This is a genomic window from Cellulomonas sp. Marseille-Q8402, from assembly GCF_965119525.1.
On record NZ_CBCPLX010000001.1, the window covers coordinates 1,408,801 to 1,420,289 of the forward strand.

The window sequence follows — 11,489 nt, forward strand, 5'->3', positions numbered from 1 at the left end:
GGGTGGCGCACAGTGGGGACATGTCCGAGACCCAGCCCCGTGCTCCCCGCACCCTGTCCCCCCGCGCCCGGTGGGCCGTCCCCGGCGTCGTCGCCGTCGCGGTGGCCGCGGCGGTCGGCGTCCCGGTGCTCGCGTCCGCCGACTCGGACGGCCTGCCCGACGTGACGCCCGAGCAGCTGCTCGCCCGCGTCGCCGAGGCCGAGCCCACCCCCGTGCAGGGCACCGTCGTCTACACCGCGCGCCTCGGGCTCCCCGAGCTGCCGGCCGAGATGACGGGTGCCGACCCGCTCAACCTGCTGGGCGGGTCCTCGACCCTGCGGCTGTGGTCCGACGGGTCGGACCGGTCCCGCGTCTCGCTGCTCGGCGCGACCTCGGAGTACTCCGTGGTGCGCGACGGCGCCGAGGCCTGGACCTACTCCTCGACCGACGACGCCGTCACGCACTTCGCGCTCGACCCGGCCGACCAGGCGCGGTACGACGCCCTGGCCGAGCAGCTCCGCGCCGGAGCCACCCCGCCCGCGGGCGCGGACCTCCCGACGCCCGAGGAGGCCGCCGCCCAGGTGCTGGCGCACGCGGAGGAGGACGCCGACGTGACGGTCGACCAGCCGACCACCGTGGCGGGCCGCGACGCCTACCAGCTGGTGGTCAGCCCGACCGACGACGCCACGCTCGTGTCGCGGGTGGTCGTCGCCGTCGACGCCGAGACCTCCGCGCCCCTGCGGGTGCAGGTGTGGGCCACGCAGGACGGCGAGGCCCCGTCGCTCGAGGTCGGGTTCACCGACGTCGCCTTCACGGCCCCCGACGACGCCGTGCTGGCGTTCTCGCCGCCGGCCGGCGCGACCACCGAGGAGGTCGTCGTGCCGCTGCCCGAGGCGGACCCGGCCGCGCTGCCGGAGGGCTGGGACCCGGAGGCCGACCCGGCCGCGATGCTCCCCGAGGGCGTCACGGTCACCGGCTCCGGCTGGTCGACCGTCGTCACCGTGGCCGACCTCGACGTCGCCGGCCTGCTGGGCGGGAGCGCGGAGTCGCTGGCCGCCGTGCCGGGCGCCGACCGCGTGCTCGGCTCCGAGGAGGCGCAGGACCTGGTGCAGCAGTTCGTCCCGAGCGACGAGGAGGGCCGCCCGGCCAAGCCGTCGCTCGACGGCACCGCGCTCTACGACCAGCTCACCCAGGTCGTGCCGGAGGGCCGGCTGCTCAGCTCGACCCTGCTGAGCGTGCTGGTCACGGACGACGGCCGGGTGCTGGTCGGGTCGGTCCCGGCCGACACGCTGCGCGCCGCGGCATGACCGCACCCACGGCCGCGCTCGACGGTCCGGACGACGACCTCGCCGTCCGGACCGCCGGGCTGACCAAGCGGTTCCGGTCGGGCCAGGTCGCCGTCGACGGCGTCGACCTGCGCGTCCCCCGCGGCGCGGTCTACGGGTTCCTCGGCCCCAACGGCTCGGGCAAGACGACGACCATCCGCATGCTGCTCGGGCTCGCGCGGCCCACCGCGGGGCGCGCGTGGCTCCTCGGTGCGGCGATGCCCGAGGACGCCACCCGCGTGCTGCCCCGCGTCGGCGCCCTGGTCGAGGGTCCCGCGTTCCACCCGTACCTGACCGGCCGGGCCAACCTCGCGCGGCTCGACGCGGGCGACGCCACCGCCGACCCGCGGACCTCCCGCCGCCGGGCGGACGCCGCCCTGGACCGCGTCGGGCTCACCGCCGCGGCGACCAAGCCGTACCGGCAGTACTCGCTGGGGATGAAGCAGCGGCTCGGCCTGGCCGCCGCCCTGCTGCAGCCGCGCGAGCTGCTGGTCCTCGACGAGCCGACCAACGGCCTCGACCCGCAGGGCACCCGCGAGGTGCGGCACCTGGTCCGCGAGCTCGCGGACGGCGGCGCGACGGTGCTGGTGTCGTCGCACCTGCTCGCGGAGATCGAGCAGGTGTGCACCCACGTCGGGATCATGAGCCGCGGGCACCTGCTGCTGCAGGGCGAGCGGGCCGCGCTCACCGAGGGGCGGGCCGCCCGGCTGGTCGTGACGACGCGCGCCGCGCAGGTCGCCGCGGCGGCCGAGGTCCTGGCCGGGCTCGGGCTGACGGAGGTCGAGGCGTCGGGCGCGCAGGTCACCGCGCTGCTGGGCCCGACCCCGCCGGAGAAGGCGTCGGCCGCGCTCGTGCACGCCGGGGTCGACCTGGCCGGGCTCGAGGTCGCGCGGCCGAACCTGGAGCAGGTGTTCGTGGAGCTGACCGGGGAGGGCTTCGATGTCGCGCGCTGAGACCGTCCGCGAGCCGGTGCCCGCCCGGGCCCCCGCCGCCGCGCCCGTGGCGTTCGGTCGCCTGCTGCGTTCCGAGCTGCGCCTGGTGCTTGGCCGGCGGCGGAACCTCGTGCTGCTCGCGGGGCTGGCGCTGGTGCCGGTCGTGATCGGCACCGTGCTGCTGGTCACCCGCGACAGCGCCCTGTCCGGGCAGGGACCGGCGTTCCTGTCGCAGGTGACGGCGAACGGGCTGTTCCTGGTGGTGGCGGCGCTGTTCCTCTGCCTGCCGTTCCTGCTGCCCCTCTGCATCGGGATCGCCTCCGGGGACGCGGTCGCCGGGGAGGCCGCCACGGGGACGCTGCGCTACCTGCTGGTGGTGCCGGTGCCCCGCGGCCGGCTGCTCGCGGTCAAGGCGGTCGCCGCGCTGACGTTCGCCGCGGCCGCCGTGCTGGCCGTCGCGGTGACCGGGCTGGTCGTCGGGGCGGTGTTCTTCGGCCTGCACGACACGACGCTGCTGTCCGGGGACACCGTGGGGGTCGCGGACGGCGTGCTGCGCGTGGCCGGGGTGGTGGCCTACGTCGGGTTGTCGCTGACCGGGCTGGTGGCCGTCGGGCTGTTCTTCTCCACGCTCACCGAGGTGCCCGTCGGCGCGATGGCCGCGACGGTCGTCGTCGCCGTGGTGTCGACCGTGCTGGACTCGCTGCCGCAGCTGTCGGCGATCCACCCGGGGCTGCTGACGCACCACTGGTTCGACTTCGCCGAGTTCCTGCGGGTGCAGGTGGACTGGGGCGTCGTCGGCTCGGGCCTGCTGGTGCAGGTGGCGTGGGTGGCCGTGTTCGGCTCGCTGGCGTGGGCGCGGTTCACCACCGCCGACGTCACGTCGTAGCGGGCGGCCCTCAACCCAGCAGGCCGACCACCGTCGCCACGACCGCCAGGAGCGGGAACGCACCCTGCACGACGGCGGAGCGCGCCTTGTCCCGCGACGAGAGCAGCAGCACCAGCGCCGCGGCGAGCATCGAGCCCGTGGCCGCCAGCACCAGCGCGGCACCGACCCCGGTCGACCCGGTCGCCGCCACGACGACGCCCACCGCGGCGACCACGGCGAGGAACAGGTTGTAGAAGCCCTGGTTGAACGCGAGCTCCTTCGTGGCCTCGGCGCCCTCCGGCGTCGTCCCGAAGACCGCGCGGGTGCGGGCCGAGGTCCAGGTCAGGGACTCCAGCGTGAAGATGTAGACGTGCACGAGGGCCGCGAGGGCGGCGAGCACGAGTCCGGCGGCGATCACGGGCCCAGTGTGCTCCCGCGGCTGCCGCACCCGGGGGTCTTGTGGCGTGCGCCACACCCGAGTAACGTGCAACCACATGGTTGTACGTCAGCTGGACCCCGCGGAGGTGGACCGCGTGTTCGCGGCCCTCGCCGACGCCACCCGCCGCGACATCGTCACGCGGGTGCTGCGCCACGAGGAATCGGTCAGCGCGCTGGCCGCCTCGTACGCGATGAGCTTCGCCGCCGTGCAGAAGCACGTGGCGGTGCTCGAGCGGGCGCACCTCGTGGTCAAGCAGCGGCACGGTCGCGAGCAGATCGTGCACGCCGACGTCGCGACCATCCGGGCAGCCGCACGGCTGCTCGACCGGCTCGAGGAGATCTGGCGCGGCCGCATCGACCGCATCGGCGACCTCCTCGGGGAGACGCACGGAGGGGATGCCAGATGACGGTCGTGGACACGAGCAAGGACAGCGACGCCCTGACGCTGACGATCGTGGCGGAGTTCGACGCGCCGCCGGAGCGGGTGTGGCGGGTCTGGTCCGACCCGCGCCAGCTCGAGCGCTGGTGGGGGCCGCCCACCTGGCCGGCGACGTTCACCGCGCACGACCTGGCCGAGGGCGGCCGGGCGTCGTACTACATGACGGGCCCGGAGGGCGAGAAGGCGCACGGCTGGTGGCAGTTCCGCACCGTCGACGCCCCCCGCTCGCTGGAGTTCGAGGACGGGTTCGCCGACTCCTCGGGCGCACCCGACACCTCCATGCCGACGACGGTGGCCCGCGTCGAGCTGACCGCCACCGACGCCGGCACCCGGATGACCATCGAGTCCCGGTTCCCCAGCGCGGAGGCGATGGAGCAGATGACCGAGATGGGGATGATCGAGGGGATGACCGAGGCGATCGGGCAGATCCCGGCGCTCCTGGCCGAGGGCTGACCCCGCCAGGGCCCGTGCCGCCGGACCTTCGTCGCAAGTCATGGGATGTCCCGGGGGGACACTGGAGAGGTGGACGACGACCTCTCTGCCACCACGGCCTGCACCTCCCCCGAGAGGTGCAGGCCGTGAGGGTCCGCACCCGTCCCGAGCACCCGGTCACCGGAGCCGCCCTCGCGGTCGTCGGCGGGTTCCTGGACGCGTACACGTACGTGGCGCACGGCGGCGTCTTCGCGAACGCCCAGACCGGCAACGTCGTGCTGGTCGCGATGGAGGTCGCGCAGGGCCGGTGGGCGCAGGCCGCGGCGTACCTGCCGGTGATCGGCGCGTTCGTGGCGGGGCTGGTGGCCGCGGAGACGCTGGCGGCGCACCGCCGGGTGCTGCGCGACCCGACCCGGGCGGTGCTCCTGGTCGAGATCGCGGTGCTCGTGCTCGTGGCCCGCCTGCCCGCGTCGCTCCCCCCGGTCGCGACGACGACAGCGGTCGCGTTCGTCGCAGCGTTGCAGGTCAGCACCTTCCGGCTGGTCCGGGAGACGAGCTACAGCACCACGATGACCACCGGGAACCTGCGCTCGCTGGTCACCGCGACGTACGAGTGGCTGTCCGGGTACGACCGGACGCAGCGGGTCGTCGCGCGGCGGCTGGCGCTCATCGTGCTCGCCTTCGCGAGCGGCGCGGGGATCGGCGCCCTCGCCAGCGCCCCGGACGCGCTCGGCACCCGGGCGGTGCTGCTGGCCGCGGCGGTCCTGGCCGGCGTGCTGGTGGCGATCGAGACGCACACCCGCCGCACGGCGGCGCCCGACGGCGACGGAGCGCCGGCGCTCGCCCACGCCTCGGCCGGCACGGACGGCGACTGATCGCGGCGGGACCCTGGTGCCGGGGCCCGGTCGGCCGCTAACCTCCCACGGACACCAGGAGGACACCGTGCACCGCAGCCGGATCTCGACCCTGCTCATCGACGCCCCGCACGCCGAGGCCGCGGCGTCCGTCGCGTTCTGGTCGGCCGCGACCGGGGTGGACGCGCGGGCCGTCCCGGGTGAGGAGCAGTTCACCCACCTGGACGACCCGGTGCCCGGCCTGGTGACGGCGGTCCAGTCGATCGGCGAGCCCGGGCGCTACCACCTCGACATGGAGACCGACGACGTCGCGGCCGAGACCGAGCGGCTGCTCGCGCTCGGCGCGGTGGAGGTCGGGGCCTGGCTGGACTGCCGCACCCTGCGGGTCCCGGGCGGCCACCTGGTCTGCGTGATCCCCGTGCACAGCGCCCAGGAGGAGTTCGCCGCCCGGGCGCACGTCTGGCCCTGAGCGGCGGGCGGTTCCGGTGGGTCAGTCCGTCGGCTCGTCGCCGGCCAGCAGCCGGTAGACCGCCTTGCGGGCGTCGGCGAGGATCTCCGCCGCGCGCTCCCGCTGCGGCTCCGTGCCCCCACGGGCCACCGCCCGGACCGCCTCCGCGAGCTGGCCGAGGCCGTCCCGCAGGTCGACGCCCTGCTCGGGGTCGTCCGTCGCGAACGGGTCGGGCCAGCCGGCGGACTCCCGCTCGACCAGCGCTCGGCCCTCCTCCGTCAGGGTCGCGAGCTTGCGGCCCGCCGACGCCGTGAGGGTCAGCACCCCCTCGTCCTCCAGCAGGTTCAGCGTCGGGTACACCGCGCCCGGGCTGGGCCGCCACCGGCCACCGCTGCGCTCGGCGATCGCCTCCATCAGCTGGTAGCCGTGCATCGGCTGCTCGACCAGCAGCAGCAGGATGGCGTTCCGCACGTCACCGCGCGGGCGCCTGCCCCGACGACCGCCGGGACCACCCGGACCGAACCCGGGCCCGAAGCCGCCGAACCCGCCGGGCCCGAACCCGCCAGGACCGAACGCGCCGGGGCCGAACCCGCCGGGCCCGAACCCGCTCCGCGGACCGCGCCCCCCGAAGCCGCGCGGCCCGTGACCGTGGTGCCCCTCGTGCGACCCGTGCGGGCCGCGACCGGACCGCTCCTGGCGGCCCTCGCTCTCATTCGTCTCATCGTTGTATCGCATGACGCTAACGATATATCGCTACTGCCCCAAGTCAACCCCTGCCTCCTCCCGCGCGGCGGGCGACGCCGAGACTGCAGCAGGCGCGGGGTTCAGCGCGGGGAAGGCCGCAGCTGCCGCAGTCTCGCCGCGCGCGCGAAACGCGTGCGAGACGCGGTCCGCGCGCAGGCAGGCGGGGCGAGCGCGCAGGCAGGCGGGCCGAGCGCGCACGGTGCGATCGGCACGAGCCGGGCGGGCGACGCCGAGACTGCAGCAGGCGCGGGGTTCAGCGCGGGGAACGCCGCAGTTGCCGCAGTCTCGGCGCGCGTGCGAACCGCGTGCGAGACGCGGGCCGCGCGCAGGCAGGCGGGGCGAGCGCGCACGGTGCGATCGGCACGAGCCGGGCGGGCGACGCCGAGACTGCAGCAGGCGCGGGGTTCAGCGCCGGGAATGCCGCAGCTGCCGCAGTCTCGGCGCTGACCCCGCGGCGGAGCAGAGGTGCGGCAGCACCTGCGGGCGGGTGCGGGTTCGGGCGCGGGCGGGTTCGGGCGGCTGCGGGTTCGGGCGCGGGCGGGTGTGGGTTTTCCGGCGGGCTGGGGGCGGGCGGGGCGGGTGGGGGTGCGGGCGAGCGGGCTGGGGGCGGGTGGGGATGCGGGCGAGCGGGCTCGAGGCGGGCGGGGCGGGTGGGGGTGCGGGCGGCGCGGGGGGCGGCGACGCTGGAGCAGGGGCACGGAGGGAGGCCGGACGCATGGAGTGGTTCGACGCCGAGCGCTACACGATCGCCCGCGAGATCGCGCAGCGCGGCGTGGCCGCGGTCTACGTGATCGCGTTCGTGGTCGTGCTGCGGCAGTTCCGGCCGCTGCTGGGCGAGCGCGGCCTGCTGCCGGTGCCCGAGTTCACGGCGCGGGTGCCGTGGCGGGCGTCGCCGAGCCTGTTCTCCTGGCGCTACACCGACCGGCTGGTGGTCGTCGTCGGCTGGGTCGGCGTCGTGGTGGCGCTCGCCCTGGTCGCCGGGCTGCCGCAGCAGGGTCCGCCGTGGGTGCCGCTGCTGGCGTTCGCCGTGCTGTGGGTGCTGTACCTGTCCGTGGTCAACGTCGGGCAGACGTTCTACGGGTTCGGCTGGGAGTCGCTGCTGCTCGAGGCGGGGTTCCTGGTGGCGTTCCTGGGGTCGGACGCGGTCGCCCCGCCGTGGACCGTGCTGGCGCTGCTCTGGTGGCTGGTGTTCCGGCTCGAGCTCGGCGCGGGGCTGATCAAGTGGCGCGGGGACCCGGCGTGGCGCGACCTGACGGCCCTGTACTACCACCACGAGACCCAGCCGATGCCGGGGCCGGCCAGCCGGCTGTTCCACCTGCTGCCGAAGCCGCTGCACCGGGTCGAGGTCGCCGCGAACCACCTCGCGCAGCTGGTCGTGCCGTTCGGGCTGCTGCTGCCGGGCCCCGTCGCGAGCACGGCCGCGGGGGTCATGGTCGTCACCCAGCTCTGGCTGGTCCTGTCCGGCAACTTCGCCTGGCTGAACTGGCTGACCATCGTCCTGGCGGCCTCGGCCGTCGACGACGGGTCCTGGGCGGCGGTGCTCGGGCTGGTGGGCGTCGACGTCACCAGCGCCCCGACCACGGACCCGCCGCCGTGGTTCGTGGTGGTGGTGCTGGCGGTCAGCGCGCTCTGCGTGGCGCTGTCCTGGTGGCCGGCGCGGAACCTGGTGTCCCGGCACCAGCGGATGAACGCCTCGTTCAACGTCTTCCACCTGGTCAACGCCTACGGCGCCTTCGGCACGATCACCCGCCGCCGCACGGAGGTCGTCGTCGAGGGCACCCAGGACGTCGACCCCGGGCCCGGCTCGACCTGGTCGGAGTACGGGTTCAAGGGCAAGCCCGGCGACGTGCGGCGGCTCCCCCGGCAGTACGCGCCCTACCACCTGCGGCTGGACTGGCTGATGTGGTTCCTGGCGCTCGGGTCGTCGGCGCAGCTGCGGTGGTTCGTGCCGTTCCTCGGCAAGCTGCTGGAGGCGGACCGGCCGACGCTGCGGCTGATGGCGCACGACCCGTTCGACGGCGCGCGGCCGCGATGGGTCCGCGCACGGCTGTACCGGTACCGGTTCGCGACCCCGGCCGAGCACCGTGCGACCGGCGACCGGTGGGTCCGGGAGGACGACGGCCTGATGGTCGACGCCGTCAGCCGCGACATGCTGCGCCGGCGCTGACGGATCTCAGAACGGCGGGTCGTCGCTCGGCCCGCCCGCACCGCCGGTCCCGTCCCCTGCGCCGTCCCCGCGCGCACCGCCGTCCCCGTCCTCGGGCAGGGTGGCGTGCAGCTCCGGGTACGCGCGCCGTTCCGTCATCGCGACCGGTCGCATCCCCGGGGCGTCGATCTCGGCCCCCGGGCGCACCTCGTAGACCTGCCCGGTCGGCGTGGTCCGGACGAACTCCCCCGGCGGGAACCGGGACGCCGGGTCGGGCGCGTCCTGGGCGACGCGGACGGGGTCCGGTTCGGCCTCCGGGACGCCGCCCGCCACCGGCGCCGCGGCCCGGGCACGCAGGGCACCCGTCGTCCGGTTCGACGTGACCGAGATGGCCGGCGGTGCCGGCGGAGCGGCGGCGCCGAACCGCCCGCGCTGCCCGTCGCCGGACGCGGCGAGGGCCCTCGCCGTCCTGGCGCACAAGCGGGCCGCGGTGGTCCGGCTGCGCGACGAGCGCACGATCGACGACATCGTCCTGCGGGAGGTGCAGGCCCAGCTCGACGCGGAGGAGGTCCGGCTGAGCCGCGGGGCACCGGCCGCGGAGTAGCCCCGGCGACGCCGCGCGGGTGTCAGCCCCGAGCGGCAGGATGACGTCCGTGCTGCTCGCCGACGTCGCCACCACCTCCGCCGGCCTGGCCGCGACCCGGTCGCGCCTGGCCAAGCGGGCCCTGCTCGTCGACCTGCTCCGCCGCACCGCCCCGCCCGAGGTCCCGGTGGTCGCGCGGTACCTCGCGGGCGAGCTGCGGCAGCGCCGCACCGGCCTCGGCTGGCGCTCGCTCCAGCAGCTCCCGGCTCCCGCGGCCGAGCCGAGCCTGGACGTGCTGGCCGTCGACGCGGCGTTCGAGCGGATGGCCGCGCTCGCGGGCCCCGGCTCCGCGGGGGCGCGCGCCGCGCTGGCCGCCGACCTGTTCGCCGCCGCCACCGCCGACGAGCAGCGGTTCCTCGCCGGCCTGGTCTCCGGGGACGTGCGGCAGGGCGCGCTGGACGCGCTGCTGCTGGACGCCGTCGCCGAGGCCGCCGGGGTGCCCGTGGCGACCGTGCGCCGCGCCGCCATGCTCGCCGGCGCCAGCGAGCCCGTCGCGGAGGCCGCGCTCGGTGCACCCTCCCCCGAGGCGGCCACCGCCGCGCTCGAGGCGTTCGGGCTGACCGTCGGCCGCCCCGTCCGCCCGATGCTGGCCGCCTCGGCGCCGGACGTCGCCACCGCCGTCGCCGGGTTCGGGGGCCGCGCGGTGGTCGTCGACGCCAAGCTCGACGGCATCCGGATCCAGGTGCACCGGGACGGCGAGGACGTCCGGGTGTACACCCGCAGCCTCGACGACATCACAGCGCGCGTGCCCGAGGTCGTCGAGGCCGCCCGCGCGCTGCCCGTGCGGTCGGCCGTGCTCGACGGCGAGGCGCTCGCGCTCGGCCCCGACGGCCGGCCGCGCCCGTTCCAGGAGACCGCGGCCCGCAGCGCGACGCGGGACGCCGAGATCGCCGCGGTCACCGCGCTGCGGCCGTTCTTCTTCGACGTGCTGCACCTCGACGGCCGGGACCTGCTGGACGCCCCGCTGACCGAGCGGCTCGCCGCGCTGGACGCCGTCGCGCCGGGTCACCTGGTGGAGCGGGTCGTGACCGCCGACCCCGACGTCGCGCAGGAGGCGTTCACCGGCTGGGTCGCGGCGGGCCAGGAGGGCGTGATCGTCAAGGACGCGACCGCTCCCTACGATGCGGGCCGCCGGGGCGGCGCCTGGGTGAAGGTCAAGCCGCGGCACACGCTGGACCTCGTCGTGCTCGCCGTCGAGCGCGGCTCGGGCCGGCGGACCGGGCAGCTGTCCAACATCCATCTCGGCGCCCGCGACCCGGTGAGCGGCGGGTTCGTCATGCTCGGCAAGACGTTCAAGGGCATGACGGACGAGATGCTCGCCTGGCAGACCACCCGGTTCCGGGAGCTGGAGGTCGCCGACGACGGCTGGACGGTGACGCTGCGGCCCGAGCAGGTGGTGGAGATCGCCTTCGGCGGCGTGCAGCGCTCCCCGCGCTACCCCGGCGGGATCGCGCTGCGGTTCGCGCGGGTGCTGCGGTACCGGGAGGACAAGCCGGCGGCGGAGGCGGACACGATCGACGCGGTCCGGGCCCTGGCCGCGGGCTGAGCCTCGGGTCCGCGCGAGCCGCCGCGTCCGGCGTGCGACCCCGGGACGAGGCCGCCGTCCCCCCGCGGGCCCACTCCGCCCCCGACGGGGCCACCCGTCGACCGACGCGGCGCACGCGCGCGCGACGGGAACGTGGACGCATGACCCCTCGCACCCGCACCACCACGGCCGCGCTCGCGCTGGTCGGCGTCCTCGCCGCGACGACCGCCGGCTGCGCGGGGACCACGCCGGCCGCGGGCGCCGTGCCCGCCGCTCCCCCGTCCGAGGTCGCCGCCGCGCTCGACGCGCCGAGCGCCGCCGGAACCCCGGCCGGGGACCCCGGTCTCACGGGACTCGACCCGGAGCTCGCGGCGCGGTTCACCGCCGCGCAGGAGGCCGCCGCCGCGGACGGCGTGGCGCTGACGCTCACGTCCGGGCGGCGCTCCGCCGAGGAGCAGCAGGCGCTGGTCGACGAGGCGTTCGACCGGTACGGCAGCCCGGAGGCGCACCGCTGGGTGCTGCCGCCGGACGTGTCCGCGCACGTGCAGGGGCTGGCGATCGACGTCGGGCCCACCGCCGGCTCGTACTGGCTGGCCGAGCACGGCGTCGACCTGGGCCTGTGCCAGACGTACGTCAACGAGGTCTGGCACTACGAGATGCTGCCGGACGGCGCCGAGGCGTGCCCCGAGCCGCACCCGGACTCGTCCTGGGCCTGGTGA

Annotated in this window: 14 protein-coding genes; 11 read left to right on the forward strand and 3 right to left on the reverse strand. The window is 76.4% G+C overall.

What is annotated here, in order from left to right; translation table 11 throughout:
• The first annotated feature begins 20 nt into the window (after positions 1-20).
• From ACWPWW_RS06440 to ACWPWW_RS06450, 3 genes are read left to right on the forward strand one after another with little or no spacing between them, the layout of a single operon-like run.
• Complete coding sequence (locus ACWPWW_RS06440) at positions 21-1,286, forward strand: LolA family protein (protein ID WP_454049509.1); 1,266 nt, start codon at positions 21-23, stop codon at positions 1,284-1,286.
• Positions 1,283-2,257 (forward strand): ABC transporter ATP-binding protein, encoded by a 975-nt coding sequence (locus ACWPWW_RS06445; protein ID WP_454049510.1) that lies wholly within the window; start codon positions 1,283-1,285, stop codon positions 2,255-2,257. The genes ACWPWW_RS06440 and ACWPWW_RS06445 overlap by 4 nt, the downstream gene beginning before the upstream one ends.
• Positions 2,244-3,122, forward strand: a complete 879-nt coding sequence (locus ACWPWW_RS06450) for an ABC transporter permease (RefSeq protein WP_454049511.1) — start codon at positions 2,244-2,246, stop codon at positions 3,120-3,122. The genes ACWPWW_RS06445 and ACWPWW_RS06450 overlap by 14 nt, the downstream gene beginning before the upstream one ends.
• 10 nt (positions 3,123-3,132) lie before the next feature.
• Here ACWPWW_RS06450 and ACWPWW_RS06455 read toward each other — a convergent pair whose 3' ends face one another.
• The gene (locus ACWPWW_RS06455; protein WP_454049512.1) at positions 3,133-3,519 is read right to left on the reverse strand and encodes a DUF1304 domain-containing protein; all 387 of its coding nucleotides are present in this window, start codon (positions 3,517-3,519) and stop codon (positions 3,133-3,135) included.
• 76 nt (positions 3,520-3,595) lie between these two features.
• Here ACWPWW_RS06455 and ACWPWW_RS06460 point away from each other — a divergent pair, with 76 nt between their 5' ends.
• From ACWPWW_RS06460 to ACWPWW_RS06475, 4 genes are all read left to right on the forward strand, one after another.
• Positions 3,596-3,946: an ArsR/SmtB family transcription factor gene (locus ACWPWW_RS06460; protein WP_454049513.1), complete on the forward strand. Its 351-nt coding sequence runs from the start codon at positions 3,596-3,598 to the stop codon at positions 3,944-3,946.
• Positions 3,943-4,431 (forward strand): SRPBCC family protein, encoded by a 489-nt coding sequence (locus ACWPWW_RS06465; protein WP_454049514.1) that lies wholly within the window; start codon positions 3,943-3,945, stop codon positions 4,429-4,431. The genes ACWPWW_RS06460 and ACWPWW_RS06465 overlap by 4 nt, the downstream gene beginning before the upstream one ends.
• 125 nt (positions 4,432-4,556) lie before the next feature.
• Positions 4,557-5,285 carry a YoaK family protein gene (locus tag ACWPWW_RS06470; RefSeq protein WP_454049515.1) on the forward strand — a complete coding sequence of 243 codons (729 nt, stop codon included), beginning with the start codon at positions 4,557-4,559 and terminating at the stop codon, positions 5,283-5,285.
• 67 nt (positions 5,286-5,352) lie between these two features.
• Positions 5,353-5,733 (forward strand): VOC family protein, encoded by a 381-nt coding sequence (locus ACWPWW_RS06475; RefSeq protein WP_454049516.1) that lies wholly within the window; start codon positions 5,353-5,355, stop codon positions 5,731-5,733.
• Between the two features lie 21 nt (positions 5,734-5,754).
• Here ACWPWW_RS06475 and ACWPWW_RS06480 read toward each other — a convergent pair whose 3' ends face one another.
• Positions 5,755-6,183: a PadR family transcriptional regulator gene (locus tag ACWPWW_RS06480; protein WP_454049517.1), complete on the reverse strand. Its 429-nt coding sequence runs from the start codon at positions 6,181-6,183 to the stop codon at positions 5,755-5,757.
• A 988-nt stretch (positions 6,184-7,171) separates the two neighbouring features.
• Here ACWPWW_RS06480 and ACWPWW_RS06485 point away from each other — a divergent pair.
• The gene (locus ACWPWW_RS06485; protein WP_454049518.1) at positions 7,172-8,623 is read left to right on the forward strand and encodes a lipase maturation factor family protein; all 1,452 of its coding nucleotides are present in this window, start codon (positions 7,172-7,174) and stop codon (positions 8,621-8,623) included.
• A gap of 6 nt (positions 8,624-8,629) precedes the next feature.
• Here ACWPWW_RS06485 and ACWPWW_RS06490 read toward each other — a convergent pair whose 3' ends face one another.
• Positions 8,630-8,935 carry a hypothetical protein gene (locus tag ACWPWW_RS06490; RefSeq protein WP_454049519.1) on the reverse strand — a complete coding sequence of 102 codons (306 nt, stop codon included), beginning with the start codon at positions 8,933-8,935 and terminating at the stop codon, positions 8,630-8,632.
• Positions 8,936-8,981: 46 nt separating this feature from the next.
• On the opposite strand from ACWPWW_RS06490, the gene ACWPWW_RS06495 reads away from it, so the two are divergent.
• The 3 genes from ACWPWW_RS06495 to ACWPWW_RS06505 all read left to right on the forward strand — a co-directional run bounded on the left by ACWPWW_RS06495 (position 8,982) and on the right by ACWPWW_RS06505 (position 11,489).
• Entirely contained in the window at positions 8,982-9,206 is a 225-nt protein-coding gene (locus ACWPWW_RS06495) for a hypothetical protein (protein ID WP_454049520.1), read from the forward strand.
• Positions 9,207-9,255: 49 nt separating this feature from the next.
• Positions 9,256-10,791 (forward strand): ATP-dependent DNA ligase, encoded by a 1,536-nt coding sequence (locus ACWPWW_RS06500; protein ID WP_454049521.1) that lies wholly within the window; start codon positions 9,256-9,258, stop codon positions 10,789-10,791.
• A gap of 140 nt (positions 10,792-10,931) precedes the next feature.
• The gene (locus ACWPWW_RS06505; protein ID WP_454049522.1) at positions 10,932-11,489 is read left to right on the forward strand and encodes a M15 family metallopeptidase; all 558 of its coding nucleotides are present in this window, start codon (positions 10,932-10,934) and stop codon (positions 11,487-11,489) included.